We start from the raw sequence: 22828 nt of genomic DNA on the forward strand, positions 1-22828 counted from the left end.
TGCGCGGACAAACTGCCCGGCGTGACCCTGACCGTCGCCAAGGCATCCGGCGCTGTCCAGCCGCGCCATGTGCATGACTCCCTCGTGCTGGGCGTGGTCACAGCCGGGACAAGGCGCATCGACGTGGGCGGGACCGAGTTTCTGGTGCCACCGGACACGGCCTTCGTCCTCGCGCCGGGCCTGGCCCACGCCTGCGCGCCCGCCACTCCCGGCGACTGCTTCAACGACAACTTCAACGGCAAGTTCAACGACAAGTACGACGACAAGTACGACGACAAGCCTGGGTGCTGTTCGTACCTGGCGCTCTCGATCCGCACGGAGGCGTTGCCGCCGGAACTCTCGAAGCTGACGCGCTGGGGCATGCCTTTGCCGCTCCCAGTCCCGGTGCGAACGGACGATCCCGCCCTGGTCGAGGCGCTGCTGCGCCTGGCCGAGGCCATGACTCGCCCGGCAGGCGCCTTGGAACGCCAGTCCCTGCTGGCGGTGTGCCTGGAGCGGCTGATCGGACTGTGCGGCACCGGCGGCAATGCGCCCCCGCCAGCCAAGCCCTTGGCGGGGATGGCCGGAGCGGACAAGCTGGCGGAAATGGTCCACGTGGCGCGAGCGCGCATTGACGAAGGATTTCCTGAAGGAATGGACCTCTCCGAACTGGCCGAGGCCTGCGGCGTGGGCATGTTTGCTCTGCACCGGGCCTTCACGCGGGTGGTGGGGCTGCCCCCCCACGCCTATCAGACGCACCTGCGGCTGCGCCGGGCCAAGGAGCTGTTGCGCGGCGGAGCCTCCTTGAGCGAGGCGGCGCTTGACGCGGGCTTCTGCGATCAGGCCCACATGACCCGACATTTCGCCCGCTGCGTGGGCCTGAGCCCGGCGCAGTACGCCCGGGCGCACCGGCACGCCTAGCGGCTAAGGCTTGCTCGCCAATCCACAGGCCTGCTGCAAGGCCTGCTGCAACTCGTGCACCTGCACGGGCTTGGCCACATGTCCGTCAAGCCCCGCGGCGAGGAACCGCTCGCGATCCCCGCTCATGGCGTAGGCCGTGAGGGCGATGATGGGAATATCGGCCTTTTGAGCCAGATCGGGCGAGGTGCGTATGAGCCTGGTGGCCTGCACACCGTCCATCACCGGCATCTGGATGTCCATGAGCACGCAGTCGAAGTCCCCGAACTTGAGGGCCTCCACCGCCTCCTTGCCGTTTTCCACCGAGGTCACGGTGTGGCCCATGCGCGTCAACATGACCGTCAAGGCCAGCTTGCCGATGGGTTCGTCCTCGGCCAGCAGGAGCCTGAGCGACGAGAGAGGCATTGTCGATCCGGTAACCGGCCTGTGCCTTGGTGCAACGCCTTCCGCAACCGCCAGGGACAAGGTCAGGTGCATGGTGGTGCCCTTGCCAACTTCACTCTCAACGGTCAGGTCGCCATGCATCAGGTCCACGATGCGCTTGATGATGGTCAGCCCGAGGCCCGCCCCCTCATACTGGCGGGTGTACGTCCCATCCACCTGGGAAAAGCGCTCAAAAACCTGGCCGAGCTTGTCGTCAGGGATGCCGATGCCCGTGTCGGACACGGAGAGATGCAGCCAAACCTGGCCTGGGTACTGGGCAGCGGTGCGGCCCCAGGCGGAAACGCGCACTTCGCCGATATTGGTGAACTTGATGGCGTTGCCCACTAGATTGAACAATATCTGCCGGATACGCGCCTCGTCGCCCACCAGATACTCCGGCACCGAGGCATCGACGTCCAGGGCGAAGATCAGCCCCTTCCGCTGACAGCTCAGCTCAAAGACCTGGTGCACTGAACGGAGCAACTCCGAAAGGCTGAAGGGCTTTTCCTCAAGGGTGACCGCGCCCGCCTCGATACGGGAAAAGTCCAGGATGTCGTTCAAGAGCAACAGCAGGCGCGAGGAGGCGTCGAAAGCCTTGGCCGCGTAGTCGCCCAGTTCGCCTTCCAGGTTGGCCGACATGAGCAGGTGCAGCATGCCCAGCACACCGTTGAGCGGCGTGCGTATCTCGTGGCTCATGTTGGCCAGGAATTCGCTCTTGGCGCGGTTAGCGGCCTCGGCCGCCTCCTTGGAGGCGATGAGCTGGACCTGGGCGTCCAGGCGCTCCAGCTCGGCGGCGGCGCGTACCCCGACCAGCCTCAGCATGGACTCCAGCGGGCCGCGGTCCGGCATGGGACGGCGGCTGATGACCGCGATGAGGCCGATGGCGCGCCCCTTGTGGTCCCAAAGGATTGTCCCGGCATAGCCTTCGGCTTCCATTTCCTGCAGGGCTTGATCGTGGGGAAACTTCCGCCGGACGCCATCAGGGTAGAAGCAGACGCTGTTGGCAACGAGTTCGCCGCAGGGAGTGTCCGCCAGGGCGTAGCGCACGTTGTCCAGCTGCCTGCCATCGAAGTACACGGCCACCGTCTGGGCGTAGGCCCCGTCCGGCTCCAAACGGTCGATGCAGATGTAGTCCATGTCCAGGGTCTGGCCGAGGTAGCGGGCCAGGGAGCGGAAAAACTCTTCGCCCGCGCAACCGGCCGCTGAATCCGCGCCACAACTCACCAGGAAGTTCAGGGTTTCCTCGGTGCGCTTGCGTTCGGTGATGTCACGGGCGATGCCAAACAGGCCGATGACCTTGCCATCGCTGTCGAACAGGGGGCCTTTGGTGGACCAGAAAGTGCGCTTGCCATCCGTGGTGGTGACGTTCTCCTCGTATGTGCGCACCACCCCGCCCTCCATGACCGCCCGATCCTGGGCCATGACCAGCCGCGCCTCCTCCTCGGGGAACAGGGCGGTGTCATCGCGGCCCAGAATCTTGTCGACACTCAGGCCCGTGGTGCGGGCCACCTCGGCATTGGCCCGCAGGTAGCGGCCCTCAAGATTCTTCAGGTACACGGCGTCGCTTGTGCCCTCGATAAGGTTTGTAAGCATTCGGCGCTCGTTGGCCAGGGCCTGCTCCGACCGCTTGCGCACGGCGATGTCTATGCCGACGCCCGTGAAGTAGGTCCGCCCGTCGATCTCAAGGCGCACCGCCGTGAAATAGAAAGGGATCCTCTCGCCATGCTTGGTCTGGAGCTCGGCCTCGACAGCGGCGTAGCCATCACGCCAGACTTGCTCAATGGCCTGGCTGATGCGTTTCAGGCTCTCCGGGTCACCCTTGTACCAGTCAAGCAGGCGCATCCTGGAAAGCTCTTCGGCGCTGTAGCCGGTGATGGCCTCATGCCGCTTGTTCCATCGGATGAGCCGCCCGTTGTCATCATAAAGGTAAAGCAGGCCCGGCACGCTGTCGATGACGGCGTCGGTGAACCGGCGCTCCCGCGCCACGGCCTCTTCCGCATTGCGGCGCTGGGTGATGTCCTCGTAAATGCCCATGACGCCGACGATGCGCCCGTCGTCATCGCTCATGGGCAGCTTGCTTGTCTCAACCCAGCGTTGCTTGCCGTCGCTCTGCAACTGCGTTTCCAAGTAGCGGTGCTTGCCCCGGCCACTGGCTATGATGAGCTTGTCGTCCGCACGATAGGATTCGGACTCTTTCCGTTGCCAAGGCAGGTCGAAGTCGGTCTTGCCCACGATCATGGCGGTGTCGCTCAAGCCCGCAGCCGTGGCGAAGGCCTTGTTGCAGCCCTGGTAAACGCTCTCCGTGTCCTTCCAGAAGATGGACTGCGGCACGGTGTTCATGACGGATTCAAGGACGCGGCGGTTCTTGGCCAAGGCGAGCACAGCCTCCTCCCGCTCGCGGACGGTCTTGACCAGTTGCTGATTCTGGTAAGCCTTCTCGGATATTTCATTGGCCAGAACAAAGAGCGCCTCGGCCACGTTCTGGAACTGCTCCGCGCTCATGAAAGGCACCTCGGACAGGGCCTGCATGAACTCGTCCTTGTCCGCGCCGATTTCCTCGGCGTAGGCGAGCATGCGGGCATCGTCCTGGCGCTCGTTGCGCACCTGGCCGATGAGCCAGTTGGCGATGTGGCGGCCACCAACGGTGATGCTGGCTCCGGCATCCCAGAGCCCGCCGGAGAGACAGGGCTGGATGGTGGGGCCGGCGGGGTTGTATCTCCCAAGCGAGGCGTCGGACTTGTAGCAGTTCTGGCGACCAGTTTCCGTGTTGCGGATGACCTCAATGCACAGGCGGCAGAAATTGCTCGGGCGGGTCAGCGGGGTGCCATCCGTACGCGTGATGATGGACGCAACGCCAGTTGCCTTGGCAAAGGCATCTTGAATTGTCTGGATGTATTCCAGGTCGAAGATGTCCCGGAAGTCAACCACAGCGTCAACCGCAGCGTCCGTTCCGGCATCATGTTCGTGCTTCTGCACTTGCTGCTCCTCATTTCAGACGGCCACACGGTCTACCCGCAGGCCAACTCACACTGCTTTCAGACTCTTGGTGCCGATCAAATGCAAAATCTTCTTCAACTGTTCCAGTTCCACAGGCTTGGGCACATGCCCGTCAAGCCCAGCGGCCAGGAACTTTTCGCGATCGCCACTCATGGCATACGCCGTGATCGCTATGATCGGGATGTGCGCCTTGTGCGAAAGCACGGGCAATGTCCGGATGAGGCGCGTGGCTTCCACGCCGTCCATGTCAGGCATCTGGATGTCCATGAGGATGCAGTCGAAGTCCTCCGCCTGCAAGGCAGCCACCGCCTGGCGCCCTGTTTCCACAGTGTCGACGTGATGCCCCATTTTCCCCAGCATGACCCGCATGGCCAACTGGCTGGTGATGTCATCCTCGGCCAACAGGATGCGTAAAGGCAGTATCTGCTCGTCCTGGGAATCGCTTGCGGCGGGTTGCGCCGACTCGGGCTGTTGGCGCATTGTATCCAGCAGCACATGCAGGTGCATGGTGGTGCCGTGGCCCACCTCGCTTTCAACGGAAATCCCTCCCTGCATGAGCGTTACGATGCGCTTGACGATGGCCAGACCCAGCCCGGCGCCCTCATATTCTCGCGTGAATGTTCCGTCATTCTGGGTGAACCTGCCGAAAACATACGATATCTTGTCGTCCGGGATGCCGATCCCGCTGTCGGTCACAGACAGGTAGAGCCGCACTTTCCCTGGCCCGTGCTTCAGGCTTGGCTTGGTCCAAGCCTCCACCCGAACGCTACCGGAGTTGGTGAACTTTACGGCGTTGCCGACGAGATTGAACAGGATCTGCCGCAACCGCGCTTCGTCGCCAACGAGAGTGGACGGAACGCCGGGGTGCAGAACGCAGGACAAAACCAGCCTTTTGGCCGCGCAAGAGGCGTGGAAGATGGACGTGACGGAATCAAACAGCTCGGACATGCTGAAAGGCGCCGAGCGCAGCGAAACATGGCCAGCGTTCATTCTGGAAAAGTCGAGCACGTCGTTCAGCAGCGACAGCAGCCGGTGCCCTGCCCGCACGGCCATGGTGACATAGTTGTTGTCATCCTTGCCGCCGATCTCAAGTTGCAGCAGCTGAAGCATGCCGAGCATTCCGTTCAGTGGGGTGCGGATCTCGTGGCTCATATTGGCCAGGAACTCGCTCTTGGCCTTGTCGGCTGCCTCTGCGCGGCTCAAGGCCTGCACAAGGTCCTCTTCCATCTTCTTGCGCTCGGTGATGTCCGAGAACAGGCCCACAGCGCCCGAGCAGCTGCCGTCCTCCTCGAAAAGGGGCGTATCGTTCATGATGACCCAGCAACGGGTGCCGTCTGGGCGGGTCAAGTGCACGTCTCGCGAGGATCTGCGCGGTCCATCGGGCGACTGACAGGCACCCGCGATGGTCGAAGGGATGTCGAACTCCTCTGTGCCGTGCCCCACTACCCGTTCTTGCGGCAGCCCCAACAGCTCGCACATGCGCGCGTTGACGAAGGAGATTCGCCCCTCTGCGTCCACCAGCATGACCCCCTCGGAAGCGGTCTCAACCAGCATGCGCAGGCGGTTCTCGCCAGCCCGGCGTGCCTGCTCGGCGCGCTTGAGCTCCGTGATGTCCTTGGTGGAGGAGTAAAGAAGCTCGCGCCCGCCGATGACGAGCCTGCGCCCGGAGAGAAGGCAATGCCGCAGGGAGCCATCCTTTCGCCTCACGGTCAGGGCGTAGTTGTGCACCGCGCCATGCGCCGACATCAACTCTCGCATTTCGTTTCGATTGCCGAGGTCGGTCCACAAGCCAAGCTGCGTTGCGTTCTTGCCGAGGATTTCCTCGCGAGGGTAGCCGGTCAGCTCAACGAAGGCGTCGTTGACTTCCACAAATGTTCCATTCAGCTCGGCCAGGCCCACCGGATCCACGCCATCATGCATCAGGGTGCGGAAGAACTCCTCGCTCCTGCGCAAGGCGTCCTCAACCTCCATGAGCTTGCTGATGTCCTTGGTGACGGTGAGCACCATGGCCACGCCGCCGACGATGGTGATGCGCGCGGAAAGCATGCAACGGCGAACACGCCCGTTGCGATCGACCATGTCGGCCTCAAAGGCGCGCACCGCCCCGTGCACCGACAGTACGCCCATGAAGGAGTCGCGTTGATGGCCGTAGAGCCACAGGCCCAGGTCATGGGCCGTTCGGCCCAGCGCTTCGTCGCGGCTGAAGCCGCTCTGCTCGCAGAAGGCCTCGTTGACCTCCACGAACTCGCCATCGGTCTTGGAAAGCGTGATGGGATCGAGGCTCGCCTGGAAGGCGCCGCGCAGCAACTCTTCGCTTTTGCGCAGCGCTTCCTGGGCGGCGGACATCTCGCTGACGTTGCGGATTGAGCTCAGGACCAGGATTTCGCCATCAACCGCTATGAGGGAAGCCGAGACGATCGCGGCGAATTCACCAAGTTTTCGCGTGCGCAAACGCACCTCGAACTCGCGTACCTGCCCGTGCTCCTTCAGCTGGGCGAAGAGTTGGTCGCGCTGGCGGATGTCGACATAGAAATTGAAGTCACGAATGTTCCGCCCGACAAGCTCTTCTCGAGCATATCCAGATTCCTCACAATAACAACGGCTTACAGCGCGAATAACGCCACTGGGGTCGGTGATCTGCATTGGCTCGGGGCAGTCGTCGAGAAAGACTTGATAGGCTGCGATGGTCTTGGACGCAGATGCCGAGGAGGAGGAGCAGCCATCCACCGCGTGCAAGTCCTCAAGGTCTAGCCGTGAAGGAGCCATCACTTCCTCGCCAATTCAGACCATTTATGACCACAATAGACCATTGGAGTATACTTTCTCAATTACACCATCCATAACGAAGATGTCCAGATGCAAACGATGTTTTTAGGCCTGAATGGAAAGATCAAATCCATAAGGAGCTCTAGCGTTCGCCCACCGGTGGCGCAAACAGGTCCGGCTCAGCGATGCCACAGCTGGCCAGAGGTCCAACAGACGGTATACGGTCACGGCCTTCGCCCCCAGGACGCATTGACATGCTGGCCGAGGCGTGGCTACTAAACCCGCGCATAGAAACCTGTACCGGAGCTCGCCCGACCATGCGCACCATCGTCTTACTGCTCGCAGTCTGCCTGCTGCTCTCCACCCTGCCCGCCCAGGCTGCCGAGTCCGCCTCCGGGCCACAGCTTTCTGCCGCCACGACCGACGCGCCGGAGCACATGGACAGAGAACTGGCCCGCGAGCACCAGCGTTTCACCCAGTTCGCCCGCCAGCAGGTGGAGCGCATGAACGCCAACATCATCGGCGGCAAGCACAGCATGCAGATCCGCAAGGCCTCCGACGGCCTGTACCACGCCAGTTACAAGGCCATCGACCTGGGCGAGGTCGTCTTCCGGGTGCACCGCGCCAAGCACGATCCCCGCTATTTCGTGGGCGACATCGTGTACAAGGAGCTTGTCATGGAAAGCGTGGGCCAAAGCGCCGAAGCCTGCCGCAAAGGCTCCTTCGAGCCCGTGGCCGAGAAGTCCAATCGCATCATCTACTCCTCCAAACGCGGCGGCGGCTGGAAATAGCAGCTGCCCGAAGCTGCCACATTGCGCGCCTGACGCCAGGCTCCGCGCCCGCGGTGGAATCCTCCTGCGCGTCCACACACAATGCACCGAGGTTTGGCCATGAGCGATGCCATCGATGAAGCACAGCGGCTCCAGGCCGCTTTTCTGGAGAATTCCCTGGCCAACTGGCAGGACGCCGGACCGGAAGAGCCCCAACTGGTCATTGACGGGGTCGTGCACTGCGTGGACTGCGAGGAACCCATAGCCCCCGCGAGGCTGGACAAGCTCCCGAAGGCGACGCGCTGCGTCGGATGCCAGGAAGAAGCCGACGTACAGCCCAACTAGCCTGCTTTTTTTTGATATTCTAGGCCATCCGCAGCGTCTGCCGACGCCTCTCAAGCGACACGTTCCACCCCACGCCAGGGGACCTGGGACGCTCCGTCGGCTCCTCTCCCGCCTCGCAGCAACCCACATGCCCGCAATCTTTGGCATCGCCCATAATCCGCCATTATTCCGACCAACATCGCGCTCGCTGACATATCAAGACAAAATTAAACCTGAAGCTCCTGTATCTACAAAAGAAAATTATTTCAAAAATCCTTGCATAACCTGTACGAGGTGATTATATACTTAAGACAACTCTACTCGGCATGTAAAAGTACATTGGCTGAGGTGGAGTGTTCATGGTTTTAGTTACTTTTAACAATAGGACAGGCGCCTAGAAACAACAATATGGCTGTCCCTGAATTTATTGCTAGTTTCACCAGGTGGGTCCTCACGCTCGTCCTCGACCTGAATCTCTTCGCCGCTCCACTCGCCCCACTCCTCGCTCCCTCGCACCGCACGCTCTGATCTTCGCCCCCCGCCTTACCCCCATGTGCCAAGCATGTGAGGAGGTTGCGAGATGGCTCAAGAGATCGGCATCGCAAAGGTCGTTCAAGGGCATATGACCGCCACCGGGGCCGAGGGAAGCCGCGGCCTGCATCAGGGAAGCCCTGTGTTCAAGGGCGACACGGTGGTCACGGCCAAGGGCTCTGCAGGGTCCATCCAGTTTCAGGACAACACCGTCCTGAATGTCGGCGAGGGCTCTAAGGTCAACCTTGACCAGTATGTCTTTGATGCCGGGAAGGGCACCGGGCATGCGCTGTTCAAGATGGCTCAGGGAACATTCCGTGCGGTCACCGGCGAAATCGTCAAGCACAGCCCCGAGAGCTTCAAGATTCAAAGCCCGCTTGCCACGATCGGCATCCGCGGCACCGAAACCGCGCACTCCATCCCGCCGCAGGGCCAGGGCCAGGAGAACCACCTGGTCATGGTCTTCGACGGCAAGCCCGTCGTTGTGCAGCCTTTGGGAGGCGGTGCGTTCCAGGTCATCAGCCAGTCCGGCATGAAGGTCGAGGTCTCGGCGAGCGGAGTCGGCCCCGTCCTGCTCATGACTCCTCAAGAATACAAGTACTTCCAAGCTCTTACGGAAGCAGGCCTGCAACAGGGCGTCCCCACGGATACCATCACCACGGGACAGAATGCCGTTCAGAGCCAGTCCAATGACGCCCAGGCCGCTGCAACGGCTGCGCAAGCCAACGCCAAGGCCGCTGCCGAGGCGGCCGCCAAGGCCGCGGCCGAGGCAGCCAACTCCGGCGACCCTGCCGCCAAGGCCGCTGCCGAAGCAGCCGCCGAACTGGCCGCCAAGGCCGCGCTGGAAGCCAAGGCCGCTGCCGAGGCAGCCGTGAAGGCCGCCGCAGAAGCCGCCGCCGCGCTCCAGGCCCAGGCCTTGGCCCAGGCGGCCGCCGACATGGCCGCACAGCAGGCCCAGCAAGGATTGAAGGGAACCCATCTCATCCTCTCCGAAGGCCAGGTCTTCACCCTGAGCGACCTCGCACGTGCTTCCGGTCAGGAGATGAACTCCGGCAACATCAGCCAAAGCACGGCGCTTTTGTATTCCCAGGGCGTTGCGGAGTCCTTCCTCTCCGCCGTGTCGACGACCACGACCCTCAATGACACCCTGGTCACCACGCCCTTGCCCTCGGTGCTCCCCACCCTGGACTATTCCGCCAGCGCCTCGCCGCAGTCCATCATCGTGCCCATCGGCATTTCGACGCTGATGCTGAGCAACTTCGGCGATACCGTCTCCGTGCCCGTGGCTGCCATGAGCGTGTCCATTACCGGCGGCGCGGGCGACGACACCATGATCTACGCCGCGCCCAGCGGCAGCACGCCGACGGTAGTCACCGGCAGCATCGACGGCGGCGACGGGGAAAACAACAGCCTCGTCCTCGCGGGGAATATCGACTTCACCAGCTCCCCGAGCATCACCAACATCCAGACCGTCTCCCTTGGGGCCGGAACCACGGCGGCCTTCAACGCCAACCAGATCGACGGCGATGCCCGCATGCCCGGGCACGCCCTTGTGGAGCACATCTACGGCCACGCCGAAAGCGGCACCACCGAGACCATCAACGTCCACCCCTACATCGCCCCGGGCTATGGCTACTGGCACTATGACTTCTCCGGCATCCAGTTCCTCGACTGGAACCTTGGCGAAGACATCCTGAACATCACCGGCAGCAACTCTGACGACTGGTTCATCATGGGCGTGAACATGAACAGCTCGGTGCACATCGACGCCAAGGGCGGCACCGTCGAGTTCATGCCGAACAGCGACGACCCCACGCCGCTTGAGAATGTCGTCAACGCGGGCGCGGTGGTGCTCGACGACCCCACCACCAACGTGAGCCTGACCCTGCCCACCGACCTCGCCAGCGGCTCCACCCTTGGCTTTGACGCCAGCGCCCTGACCCACGGCCTAACGCTGGACGCCAGCGCCCTTGCAGCGGGCATCGACTTCACAGCCGGTTCGGGCAGCGACGCCATCACCGGCACGGAGCAGGACGACACCTTCCGCTACGGGCAGAACCTGAACGGCGACACCATCACCGGCGGCGGCGGCGCCGACACCCTGCACTACACCGACAGCAGCGAGGTCGGGAACCAGCTCGCCAACGTGGCCGACGTCGCCAACATCATTTTCGACAACACCGACTCCAACGTCTATGAGCGGGTAGACGCCGCCCTGTTCCCGTCCGCCGGGCTGCATGTCGACGCCTCCGCCTTGGACGCCAGCCACACCCTGACCTTCGACGCCAGCGGCGTGGGGCACCAGTACCTGTACCTCAACCTCGACATCACGGGCGGCGATGGCGCGGACACCATCCTTGGCGGTGGCGGCCATGACACCATCATCGGCGGCGCGGGCGACGACAGCCTCACCGGCGGCGAGGGCAACGACGCCTTCTACGGCGGCCTGGGCAACGACACCTTCGTCTTCAACCCGGGCGATGTCACCGGCGTGGAAATCGTCAACGACACCGGCGGCGACACCATCATCAAGACCACCGGGAGCATGGACCTCTCCTCGGTCGACTTCAGCGGCATCACGACGGGCGAGCTGTCCGGCAATCTCACCCTCGAGCTCTCGCCCTGGGCCAACGTCACCATGCCCGGCAGCGTCCTCAGCCTGGCGAGCAGCCTCGTCGATGCAGGTAATCAGGTGCTCCTCGTCGGCAGTGACCAATCTGCGGAGACCCTAACCCTCAACGGCACCGAGGGCGCGGACACGCTGGATGCCAGCTTCCTGACGCTCAGCACGGGTTGGGGCGATGAAGGTGACTCCATCGTCCTGAACGGCCTGGCCGGCAATGACACCCTCATCGGCGGCAGCGGCAACGACTCTCTGTACGGCGGCGACGGTGACGACAGCCTCAACCCCGGCCTCGGCAATGACAGCATCGAGGGCGGCGGCGGCACGGACACCCTGGACTACTCCTTCCTGGCCGTGGATGAGCCGTTGCAGCTCGTCGGCGATGAGGACGGCGCGGGCACCGTCTCGTACGTGGACAGCCAGGACACCTCCTACAGTGCGGAATTCAGCGGCATCGAGGCCATCAAGGCCGGTGCCGGTGACGACAGCATCCAGCTGACCGGCTGGACCAGCGGGGCCGAGATCTTCGGCCTTGGCGGCGGCGACACCATCGAGGGCGGGGCCGGAGCAGACCACATCAGCGGCGGTGATGGCAACGACTACATCCTGGGTGGCACGGGCGACGACACCCTCGACGGCGGTGACGGCGATGACACCGTCGAGGGCGGCGGCGGCAGCGACGTCCTGACCGGCGGAGACGGCTTCGACACCGTGTCCTTCGCGCACGCGGCCTCGGCCATCACGGCCAGCCTTGCCGACGGCGTTTCCAGCGGCGGCGATGGAACCGACACCTTCTCGGGCTTTGAGGGCATCCTGGGCAGCGGCTACAGCGACACCCTGACCGGCGACGCGGCAGCCAACGCCATCGACGGCGGCCTGGGCAACGACTCCATCCAGGGCGGGCTTGGCAACGACTCCATCCAGGGCGGCGTAGGCAACGACTCCATCGACGGCGGCGCGGGCAACGACGTCCTCACGGGCGGCGCAGGCGACGACATCCTCTTTGGCGGCGCAGGCGCTGACAACCTGACCGGCGGCGACAGCGCAGACTACTTCGCCTTCCGGACCGTGTCCGAGGCGGCCGACGCCATCACCGACTTCACCAGCGGCGTTGACAAGCTGGCCTTCTTCGCCACGTCGGCAGGCGGCGATTTCGGGTACGAAAACACCGAGGACGCGCAGGAACACTTCTTCGCCACCCTGGATGACTTCAACGCGTCCGCCGGGGAGGCCGCCAGCTGGTACCTGGACACCGACAGCCACACCCTCATGTACGACTCCGACGGCACCCTCGACGGCGACCTGGGTACCGCCATCGCCACCGGCATCAACGCGCTGAGCGCGACTGACCTCATCGTCATCGACGCCAACAGCCAGATCGTCAGCGATGGCGAGAGCGGCGGAGGCACAACCTTCACCGGAACCGCTGGCGCAGACACCTTCATCGGCACCGACGGCGACGACACCTTCAACATGGGCGTGTATCTCACCAGCGCCGACCACCTGGACGGCGGCGCAGGCATCGACACCCTGACCTTTGCACCCGCCGTCGGCACACCCGGCGCCATGGACAACGTCACAAACATCGAAACGGTGGTCCTTGAGAACCCCACCGCAGCCATCAGCCTGATCCTGCCCGAGAACATCCTGGGCGACGCCGACACCCTGACCGTCGACGCCAGCCTGCTGACCCAGGACCTGAGCCTTGACGCTTCGGCCCTGAACGGCGCCCTGGACTTCACGGCAGGGACCGGCCGGGACAGCATCACCGGCTCCGCCCAGGACGACACCTTCCGCTTCGGCGCGAACCTGACCGGCACTGACAATGTCGAAGGCGGCGATGGTTCGGACGTGCTGCAGCTGACCGACATCAACCAGAACCCCACCAACCTGAACGGGGTCAGCGGGATTGAGACCATCGAACTGTTCGGTTCGGCCCTCAACATCTCCGTCACCTCGTCCACCGCGGAATCCCTGTTCAGCGGCATTGACAACCTCACCATCGATGGCTCGGCCCTCAGCACCGGCCTCACCTTCAACGCCTCGCACGTGTCCTCCGACTACTCCTTCAACATCATCGGTGGCGCGGGCAACGACACTCTCGCTGGCGGCGCTGGCAGCGACACCCTGACCGGCGGCAGCGGAGCCGACCGTCTCAGCGGCGGCCGCGGCGATGACATCTTCATCTACCAGCATGTGGCCGATGGCGGCGACACCATCACCGACTTCAACGCGGGAGATGACACCATCGCCTTCTTGAGTACAAGGGCTGGCGGCGACTTCGATTGGTTCGACACGGATGCCGCGCAGGCGCGCTTCTTCGACAGCCAGGAGGATGTCGTCGGAACCACCGCCGCCCTGTATGTCGCGGGCACCTCGCTGTACTACGACAGCAACGGCGTTGATGCCGGTGGCGCCACGCTCATCGCGCAGAACGTCGACAACGTCAACGCGGGCAACATCAGCGTGATCGGCGCGCAGCAGCTGGACAACGGCGTGTTTTAGACTTGAGACACAGACGAAGGTTGCTGCACCCGGCATGCAACACGCACGATCTGAAACGGATGATCCCGACCCTCACACGAGAGCCGGGATCATCTGCTTGAACGGGCATGCCAGGCCGGGGCTACCCCCTGGCTTTCGCCTTGCGCCGGTAGGCGTGCAGAATGGGCTCCGTGTAGCCGCTCGGCTGGACACGGCCCAGGAAGATCAGGTCCTTCGCCGCGGCAAAGGCAAGGCTCTGGTCGAACGCCGGGGCCATGGGCCGGTAGTCTGCGTCACCCGCGTTCTGCCGGTCCACCACGGCGGCCATGCGCTTCAGCGTCTCCAGCACCTGCTCACTGCCCACAAGCCCATGGCACAGCCAGTTGGCGATGTGCTGGCTTGAGATGCGCAACGTCGCCCGATCCTCCATGAGCCCCACGTCGGTGATGTCCGGCACCTTGGAGCAGCCTATCCCGGCGTCCACCCAGCGCACCACGTAACCCAGGATGCTCTGGATGTTGTTGTCCAATTCCTGCTGGATGTCCGCGTCCGCCGGGCGGTTCTTGAGCAGGCCCACGGTGAGCAGGTCCTCCAACCGGGCCTTGCGCTGGCCCGCCAGCTCCCTCTGCCGCGCGAACACGTCCACCTGGTGGTAGTGCATGGCGTGCAGCGTTGCCGCCGTGGGCGATGGCACCCAGGCGCAGTTGGCTCCGGCCAGTGGGTGGCCGCCCTTGACCTCCACCATCTCGGCCAGGCAGTCCGGCTTAGCCCACATGCCCTTGCCGATCTGGGCCTTGCCCGAGAGGCCGCAGGCCAGCCCCACCTCCACGTTCCAGTCCTCATAAGCCGCGATCCAGGGCTCGGCCTTCATGGCGTTCTTACGCACCATGGACCCTGCCTCCATGTTGGTGTGGATCTCGTCGCCGGTGCGGTCCAGGAAGCCGGTGTTGATGAAGACCACGCGCTCGCTCGCCGCGCGGATGCACTCCTTCAGGTTCACCGTGGTCCGGCGCTCCTCGTCCATGATGCCGATCTTGATGGTGTTCCTGGCAAGGCCGAGGGCATCCTCCACGCGGCCGAACAGTTCGCAGCTGAAAGCCACTTCCTCCGGCCCGTGCATCTTGGGCTTGACGATGTAGATGCTGCCCGCGCGGCTGTTGGCGGATTTATTCGCGCCTTTCAACTCGTGCAGACCAATAAAGCCCGTGGCCAGGGCGTCGAGCATGCCCTCGGGGATCTCGCGGCCCTGGGCGTCCAGCACAGCGTCCGTGGTCATGAGCAGGCCCACGTTGCGGATGAACAGCAGGCTGCGCCCCGGCAGGACGAGCGGCTTGCCGTCCGGGGCGGTGTAGGCGCGGTCTGCGGCCAGGCGACGGGTAAGCTGCTTGCCGCCCTTTTCAAAGGTCTCGGTGAGGTCGCCCTTCATGAGCCCCAGCCAGTTGCGGTAGGCGAGAGCCTTGTCCTCGGCGTCCACTGTCGCCACCGAGTCCTCACAGTCCTGGATGGTGGTGAGCGCCGCCTCAAGGATCAGATCCTTGACCCCGGCCGGGTGCTCCTTGCCGATGGGGTGAGCGCGGTCGATGGCGATTTCCAGATGCAGGCCGTGGTTCTTGAGCAGCACAGCGGAAAGCTCGGGCGAGCCAGTGGAGCCTGCGAACTGCGCGGGATCCTTCAGCCCGGTGGAGGTTCCGTCCGTCAGCTCGACAACCAGCGAGCTGCCCTTCAGAAAATAACGCTTGGCCTGGGCGTGACTTCCGCTGGCCAACGGAGCGGCCTGGTCCAGAAAGGCGGCGGCATAGGCCACGACCTTGGCCCCGCGCACCGGGTTGTAGCCCCGGCCGCGCTCCGCCCCGTCGGTCTCGGGCAGCACATTGCTGCCGTAGAGCGCGTCATAGAGGCTGCCCCAGCGGGCATTGGCCGCGTTCAGGGCGTAGCGGGCGTTGGTCAGGGGCACCACCAGCTGCGGCCCGGCCACCAGCGCGATCTCCGGGTCGACATTGTCGGTGGTGATGGAAAAGTCCGGGCCTTCCGGCAGCAGGTACCCGATGCTTGTGAGGTACTCGCGGGTGGCCGTCGGATCCTGCGGTTTGCCCGAACGCTCAAGCCACCAGGCGTCGATGTCGTCCTGAAAGTCCTGACGCCGAGCCAGCAAGGCGGCGTTCCTCGGCCCCAGATCGGCCACGAGGGACTCCAGGGCGGTCCAGAAGACTGCGGGAGCCAGGCCGGTGCCCGGGGCCGCCTCGCCCTCGATGAAGTCGTAAAGCGCCTTGTCCACGGACAGGGTGCCGCTCTTGACGCGTTCGCTCATGGGATTCTCCTTTCCGTTCTGCCGCGACATGAAACACTTGAGGTAAAAGAGGGGGCACGGCTGGCGTATGTTCGAGCTAAGTTCTTATCCCCTTCGCTTTCCCACCTGCAAGCCTTGACCGAGTGACCTAGCGCCTGACCTCGACCTTGGCCAGCTTCTCCCAGTGGCGGACCAGCGCGCCGTGGTCGGCGTCGCCCAAGCCATCAGCCTTGAGGGCCTGCATGATCTCCATCACTTGAGCCGTGAGCGGCAGGCTCACGTTAAGCTCATGCGAGGTCTCAAGCACATTGGCCAAGTCCTTTGCGTGCAGGTTGATGCGGAAGCCCGGCGTGAATTTGCCGTCCATGATCAACGGCGCCTTGGCATCGAGAACAGTGCTGCCGGCCAGCCCGCCCCGTATGGCCTGGTAGACGAGGTCCGGCTCGACGCCTGCCTTGGTTGCCAGCACCAGGGCCTCGGAGACTGCGCAGATATTGAGGGCCACAACGACCTGGTTGGCCAGCTTGGCGACATTTCCGGCGCCGATCTCGCCCACGCGCACCACAGAGGCCGCCATGGCCTTGAACACGGGCAGGCAGTCGTCAAAGTCGCCTTGGGCGCCGCCCACCATCACGGAGAGGGTGCCGTCAATGGCCTTGGGCTCTCCGCCGCTGACCGGGGCGTCCAGCATGCGAATGCCTTTGGCGGCCAGTTCCGTGGCGATTTCCCTGCTCGCCAGCGGAGCGATGGAGCTCATGTCTGCGTAGAGGAGCCCCGGCCTGCCGCCCTCGGCCACACCATTTTCGCCCAGAACCACCGAGCGCACTTCCGGCGAATTCGGCAGCATGGTGATGACCATGTCCGCCTGCTCCGCCACGGCCTTGGGCGAGTCCGCGGCCTTGGCCCCGGCGGCGACGATGGGGGCGACATTGGCCGCCGAGCGGCTCATGACGGTCAGCTCGAATCCGGTCTTGAGAAGATTGATGCACATGGGCTTGCCCATGACGCCGAGCCCGATGAATCCGATGCGCTTCATTGCGTTCTCCTTTTCCCGTTGTGCTGATGCTGTGGGAGCCATTCTTTCCGTGGCGCTAGGGCTTCAGCCCGAACTGCCCCATCCAGGCCAGGGAGGCGCGGGTGTCCGGGGTCGGCACGTATTCCAGGCCGATGTGCCCCTGATAGCCCAGGCGGTCGATTTCGCTGAACACGAACGGGAAGTTGATCTCGCCGGTTCCCGGCTGGTGGCGTCCCGGGTTGTCGGCAATCTGGATATGCCCGATGCGCGAGATGTTTGTCCGCAGGGTGGCCACCAGTTCGCCTTCGCTGCGCTGGGCGTGGTACACGTCGTACTGCATCGCAATATTCGGAGCGCCGATGGTGTCGAGGAGCCGCAAGGTCTGCCTGGTCCCGTGCAGGAAGAAACCCGGGATGTCGTAAAGGTTGATGAACTCCACCAACAAGACGCGGTTCGCCCGCGCAAGCTCACCCGCCGCATAGCCCAGATTGCTCTTGAGCGTGTCCCAGGCGTCCTTCTCCCGCACGTTCTCGGGGCGCTTGCCCGCAAGGCAGTTCAGGCGGGGGATGTTCAGCTTCTTTGCGTAGGCGATGGCCTTGGCCACACCCGCCTTGAACTCGCCCACGCGGGCTGGATCGCAGGCGATGCCCCGGTCACCAGCGGCCCAGTCGCCTGCGGGCAGGTTGCAGAGCACCTGCTCCAGCCCGTTCTCATCGAGCAGGCTCTTCAGCGTCGCCGCGTCGTAGTCGTAGGGAAAGAGATACTCAACGGCGGAGAAGCCCGCCTCCCTGGCAGCGGCGAAGCGCTCCAAAAACGGCAGCTCCGTAAAGAGCATGCTCAGGTTGGCTGAGAATTTCGGCATGGCAAACCTCTTCGCATTATTTGGATGGCGCCAAGCGGTGCTGCCCGGCTTCAACTCGCAACATTTCAAGCGAATTCGAGATGTGACGACGCATGGCCGCGCCGCTTTCGACCGGATCGTTGCGGGACAACGCTTCGATTATCGCCAGATGATCGGGCACAGTCTCTTCCCAGGGCCGTGGATTGCCTTGAAGATACAAGGATGCCAGCATGTTGACCGGGGCCAGGGCGGCCTGGAGGTAGGGGTTTGCCCCCAGTTCGGCCAGCCGCCAGTGGAAGCGCCGGTCCATCTCGATGAACTGCGCGTGGGCTTCCGGGGTGTCCGCCAGATCGCTCATGGCCAGCCACTTGGTGCGCATTTGGGCCGCCTCGTTCGGATCGATGCGAGAAGCCGCCAGCTCCGCCGCCATGGGTTCAAGTCGCTCGCGCAATTCGTACAAGTGAACGAGCTCTTCTGGATCAAGGGACCGCACATAGATGCCCCTTCTGGGCACCCATTCGAGCAGACCTTCCTGCGCCAAGCGCTTGAGGGCGTTGACCAGCGGCGTGCGACTGATGCCCAGCATTTCGGCCAGGTCTTCCTGAATGACGCGCTGGCCCGGCATGAGCGTGCCCTTGGCGATCATGTCCCGGATGCGCAGGCAGACCTTGTCGTCGAGGTTGCTGTGCTGGATCATGTCCGCGCTTGCCTGCGCCAACTTCGCTTTGGAGGTGTTGCTCATGTTCATGTCCAGACTGTAATGAATTTTGAATTCAAAATCCACATCATAATCATGATTGCATTTAAACATGTTATTACAATGAAATAAGGAATGCTTTCGCCCTAAACACTCGCGCGTCATGACCATTCAATGAGACATGGCATCGGCCTACTCACTCGAACAATGACGCTGCTGACAATCCTTACGCGGGGGCTTCGAAGAGAGTAACCATGCCTTCCCTGCACAGCGCAACGTCGCTCGCACGAAAAGGAAGTAACGGGCGGAGCGGGTCGCGGAAACGAAAAATCCCGGCCCCATTGCTGGGACCGGGAAGTACCGTTCTGGCGGAGAGGGAGGGATTTGAACCCTCGATGGGCTTTTAAGGCCCATACCCGCTTAGCAGGCGAGCGCCTTCGGCCGACTCGGCCACCTCTCCTTGAGAGCGCGCCATATTGGCGCGGATGAACCCTCTACCCCCTGGCGGCCTCTGCTGTCAAGGTGTTTACGCTTCAGCCTTTCTTGCGCGATGCGGAGGCCTTGCCAGACTTCGCGCCGGGCTTGTCGCCGGGCTTGGAGGGCGTGTCGACCCAGTGCTTCTTGCCTTGGGCGGTCTTGGCGTCCATGGCCTTGCGCGACTTGCCCAGCCTGGGGGCGCGGGTCTTGAGCACGCGCTCGGGCTCCTTCTTCTCGTGGCTGGAGCGGAACACGGCCTGCAACGGCGCCATGCGGATGCCCAGGAGCTTGCGCAGCTGGCTCTCCAGGTAGCGTGCGTAGGCAGGCTTCACCAGCTCCGCGTCGTTGACGAAGAACACGAAGGTGGGCGGCGTGTCGTCGGCCTGGGTCATGTAGAAGAACTTGGCGCGGCGGCGGTTGATGACCGGGGGCATGTGCCTTGTGGTGGCCTCGGTCATGGCCCGGTTGAGCTGGCCCGTGCCGATGCGGATGGTGCATTCGGCGCGGATGTCCTCGGCCAGGGGCAGGACCTTCTGCAGGTTCGAGCCCGTCAGGGCCGAGACATACAGCGTGGGCACGTACGGGGCGATGCGCAAGGCGTTCTCGTAGGTCTCGCGCAGGGCCTTCAGGTGCTCTTTCGGCACCAGGTCGATCTTGTTCACGGCCACGAAGAACGGAGTGCGCTGGAGCGCCAGGTAGTCGATGAGCCGCTTGTCCTGGCGGGAGAGTCCCTCCATGGCGTCGAGCACGAGGATGGTCACGTCGGCGCGCTTGCTGCTGGTGAGCGCACGGTATACGGAGAGTTTCTCCAGGTGATCCTGGATGTTGGCCTTGCGGCGCACCCCGGCGGTATCCACAAAGACGTAGCGCTTGCCGCCGATGTCGTAGGTGATCTGCACGGAGTCGCGCGTGGTGCCCGCCACTTCGCTGACGATCTGGCGGCCCTGGCCCACAAGGGCGTTGACCATGGACGACTTGCCCGCGTTGGGGCGGCCGAGCATGCAGATCTTGAGCCCGCGCTCAGGCGCGTCTTCGTCATCCGCCGCCTGCTCGATGAACGGCTGCGCCAGCTCGGCGATGCGCGCGCGCAGGGTGTTCAGGCCGAAGCCGTGGGCCGCGGAAACCGGCGCGATCTCAAGCCCAAGGGAGTGAAAGTCGGCAGTGGCCTTGGCCTCCTGCTCCGGCCCGTCGATCTTGTTGACCACAAGCAGGATGGGCTTGCCCGAGGCGCGAACCTTCTCGCTCACGGCTTCGTCAAGCCCGGTGATGCCCTCGCGCCCGTCCACCACGAAGAGCAGCACGTCAGCTTCTTCCATGGCCTCGGTAGCCTGCTCGAAGACGCTCTTGTCGATGCCGTAGTTGTCGTCATCGAGAGAGTCCGGCAGCATGCCGCCGGTGTCGACCACCGCAAGGCGCACACCGTCCTCGTCCATCTCGCCGTAGATGCGGTCGCGGGTGACGCCGGGCATGTCATGGGTGATGGCCTGGTTCTTGCGGATCAGGCGATTGAACAGACTGCTCTTGCCAACGTTGGGGCGGCCTAGGAGTGCGATGATGGGCAACATGTCGTTTTCCAGATGCCTGGCCGACCCCCTTAAGGGATCATGGGAGCCGACCAGGCGTGTTTTATCTCTCTACAGGGTTATAAACGGGCGAGAATGTCCTCCGCGACCTTGACGCCGGAGAGGAGCATGCCGCCGAAAATCGGCCCCATGCGGTAGGAGCCGTAGGTGGCGTTGGCGGCCATGCCGGCCACCCAAACGCCGGGGAACACCTCGCGGGTGTGGCGCACGGTGTTGGCCTCGGCAACGTCAGCCCACATGGACTGCTCGCCCTCGATGCCGCCGGACGGCGTGTTCAGCTTCACACCGTTCTTGCGCACCAGGGTCTTCAGCATTTCCACATCGTGTCCTGTGCATTCTATGGCATGTTTGCAGTGAAGCACAAGCGGGTCGACATGCAACCGCGCAATCTCCACAGGGCTTGAGTTCACCACCAGGCCCATGACGCGCTTGACGCCGTCCACCTCGCGCAGCACGACGTCTTCCACGCTCATGCAGTTGAACACGTTGGCGCCGGCCTTGGTGGCCTGGTAGGCCAGCGCGGCGGTGGCCGCCACGGAGTCGGCCAGGAAGTAGCCGGGCTTGTACTCGCTCATGGCGCAGCCAGCTTCCTCCAGAATGCCCTTGGCCTCCTCCTGCACCACGATGTAGTTCCAGGTCATGCCGCCGCCCCACATGCCGCCGCCCACCGAGAGCTTGCGCTCGAAAAGGGCGACCTTGCGGCCCGCCTTCGCCAGCTTCCAGGCGGCGGTCAGGCCGGAAGGCCCGCCACCCACGATGGCCACGTCGAGGTCCAGGCAGTTCTTGAACTTCTCAAAGTAGGCGCTGGCAATGGCCTCGGTCACGATCCTTTCGTCAATGATCATCTCATCCTCCTGCAACGTTAGCGGTTTTCCATAAACTCGCCTCAAACGAAAAGCCGTCCCAAGAAGGGACGGCACCTCGTTGTGTTGCAGTTTCCCTTCGTCGGCATTACCCGGACAGGTTCAACGGTCAACCCCACAGCCAATGGCAAGGGGTCCTCTCAGCCCGGTTTTTCCGAGCTCCCGCAGGACGGCTTGTTCCTAAAACGGAACTATTTAAAGAGCTTTGCGATGGCCTCCGTGTACGGAGCGGTCAAAACCCCGCGCTCGGTGATGATGCCATGAATGAGCCGGTTCGGGGTCACATCGAAGGCGTAGTTGAACACGCCCACGCCGTCCGGCGTGATCTGGGTGCTGCCCACGTGGGTCACCTCGCGCGGGGTGCGGTCCTCGATGGGGATCAGCGAGCCGTCGGCGGTCTCGGGGTCGATGGTGGACACCGGGGCGGCCACGTAAAACGGAATGCCGAACTCCTTGGCCAGGAGCGCCACGCCGAAGGTGCCGATCTTGTTGGCCGCGTCGCCGTTGGCGGCGATGCGGTCCGCGCCGACGATGACCTTCTGCACCAGCCCGCGCTGCATCAGGAGCGCGCAGGCGTTGTCGCAGGCGACCTTCACCGGGATGCCGTCCTTGTGCAGCTCGTAGGCCGTCAGCCGCGCACCCTGCAGGAAGGGGCGGGTCTCGTTGGCGATGACAGTGATCTTCTTGCCCTGCGCAACAGCCGCGCGGATGGGCGCCAGCGCCGTGCCGTAGCCCGCCGTGGCCAGCGCGCCCGCGTTGCAGTGGGTCATGACCGTGTCGCCGTCGGCCAGCAGACCAGCGCCGGAAGCGCCGATGGCCTTGCAGGTCTCAATGTCCTCGGCGTGAACGATCTTGGCCTTGGCCAGCCAGAAGGCCGAGAGCTCGTCGAGGCTGAACTCGGGATGCTTGGACCACTCGGCCTGCATGAGGCGCACGGCCCAGCGCAGGTTCACCGCCGTGGGCCGGGCCGAGGCGATCTGCTCCAGCTTGGCGGCCAGCGCGGGCTTCCAGTCGGCTACGCCTGCCACCTCACGGGCGGCAAGATAGCAGCCATAGGCCGCGGTGACGCCGATGGCGGGCGCGCCGCGCACCACCATGACCACCAAGGCCTCGCAAATGTCATTGACGGTCTTGCAGACGTACCATTCCTCGCGGGTGGGGAGGTAGCGCTGGTCAAGGAGGACGAGGGCGTCCTTTTCCGGGGAGTACTGGATGTGCTCGGTCATGCGGTGGTGTCCTTGAAAGGTTTG

General features: G+C 63.8%; 13 protein-coding genes and 1 tRNA gene. 4 read left to right on the forward strand and 10 right to left on the reverse strand.

The features are described from left to right. Positions 1-21: 21 nt before the first annotated feature. Positions 22-900 carry an AraC family transcriptional regulator gene (locus RDU24_RS00515; RefSeq protein ID WP_308733763.1) on the forward strand — a complete coding sequence of 293 codons (879 nt, stop codon included), beginning with the start codon at positions 22-24 and terminating at the stop codon, positions 898-900. A gap of 3 nt (positions 901-903) precedes the next feature. On the opposite strand, the gene RDU24_RS00520 is transcribed toward RDU24_RS00515, so the two are convergent. Together RDU24_RS00520 and RDU24_RS00525 are read right to left on the reverse strand one after the other, a co-directional pair. Beyond that, positions 904-4296 carry a PocR ligand-binding domain-containing protein gene (locus RDU24_RS00520; RefSeq protein ID WP_308733764.1) on the reverse strand — a complete coding sequence of 1131 codons (3393 nt, stop codon included), beginning with the start codon at positions 4294-4296 and terminating at the stop codon, positions 904-906. Between the two features lie 48 nt (positions 4297-4344). After that, on the reverse strand, positions 4345-7083 hold the full coding sequence (locus tag RDU24_RS00525) for a PAS domain S-box protein (protein WP_308733765.1): 2739 nt from the start codon (positions 7081-7083) through the stop codon (positions 4345-4347). 317 nt (positions 7084-7400) lie between these two features. Here RDU24_RS00525 and RDU24_RS00530 point away from each other — a divergent pair, with 317 nt between their 5' ends. The 3 genes from RDU24_RS00530 (at position 7401) to RDU24_RS00540 (ending at position 13836) form a co-directional block, all read left to right on the forward strand. Next, complete coding sequence (locus RDU24_RS00530; protein ID WP_308733766.1) at positions 7401-7874, forward strand: hypothetical protein; 474 nt, start codon at positions 7401-7403, stop codon at positions 7872-7874. 99 nt (positions 7875-7973) lie between these two features. Then, a complete protein-coding gene (locus RDU24_RS00535) occupies positions 7974-8198 on the forward strand; it encodes a TraR/DksA C4-type zinc finger protein (protein WP_308733767.1) in 225 nt (74 codons plus the stop codon). A 559-nt stretch (positions 8199-8757) separates the two neighbouring features. Then, a complete protein-coding gene (locus RDU24_RS00540; RefSeq protein WP_308733768.1) occupies positions 8758-13836 on the forward strand; it encodes a FecR domain-containing protein in 5079 nt (1692 codons plus the stop codon). Positions 13837-13957: 121 nt separating this feature from the next. Here RDU24_RS00540 and RDU24_RS00545 read toward each other — a convergent pair whose 3' ends face one another. From RDU24_RS00545 to mtnA, 8 genes are all read right to left on the reverse strand, one after another. Beyond that, positions 13958-16123 carry a malate synthase G gene (locus tag RDU24_RS00545; RefSeq protein ID WP_308733769.1) on the reverse strand — a complete coding sequence of 722 codons (2166 nt, stop codon included), beginning with the start codon at positions 16121-16123 and terminating at the stop codon, positions 13958-13960. A gap of 127 nt (positions 16124-16250) precedes the next feature. Next, positions 16251-17180 (reverse strand): 2-hydroxy-3-oxopropionate reductase, encoded by a 930-nt coding sequence (garR, locus tag RDU24_RS00550; RefSeq protein ID WP_374989733.1) that lies wholly within the window; start codon positions 17178-17180, stop codon positions 16251-16253. A 13-nt stretch (positions 17181-17193) separates the two neighbouring features. Continuing rightward, positions 17194-17979, reverse strand: a complete 786-nt coding sequence (gene hyi, locus RDU24_RS00555; protein ID WP_308733771.1) for a hydroxypyruvate isomerase — start codon at positions 17977-17979, stop codon at positions 17194-17196. 16 nt (positions 17980-17995) lie between these two features. Then, positions 17996-18700 (reverse strand): GntR family transcriptional regulator, encoded by a 705-nt coding sequence (locus tag RDU24_RS00560; protein ID WP_308733772.1) that lies wholly within the window; start codon positions 18698-18700, stop codon positions 17996-17998. A gap of 321 nt (positions 18701-19021) precedes the next feature. Next, positions 19022-19115: transfer RNA gene (locus RDU24_RS00565), tRNA-Ser, on the reverse strand. 73 nt (positions 19116-19188) lie between these two features. Beyond that, positions 19189-20697, reverse strand: coding sequence for a ribosome biogenesis GTPase Der (gene der, locus RDU24_RS00570; RefSeq protein ID WP_308733773.1), 1509 nt, complete (start codon positions 20695-20697; stop codon positions 19189-19191). Between the two features lie 77 nt (positions 20698-20774). Further along, positions 20775-21560 (reverse strand): sulfide-dependent adenosine diphosphate thiazole synthase, encoded by a 786-nt coding sequence (locus RDU24_RS00575; protein WP_308733774.1) that lies wholly within the window; start codon positions 21558-21560, stop codon positions 20775-20777. A 209-nt stretch (positions 21561-21769) separates the two neighbouring features. Beyond that, complete coding sequence (mtnA, locus tag RDU24_RS00580) at positions 21770-22804, reverse strand: S-methyl-5-thioribose-1-phosphate isomerase (protein ID WP_308733775.1); 1035 nt, start codon at positions 22802-22804, stop codon at positions 21770-21772. Positions 22805-22828 lie beyond the last annotated feature (24 nt).

The sequence above is a fragment of the Humidesulfovibrio sp. genome (assembly GCF_031082295.1).
In the GTDB taxonomy this organism is placed as follows: Bacteria; Desulfobacterota; Desulfovibrionia; order Desulfovibrionales; family Desulfovibrionaceae; genus Humidesulfovibrio.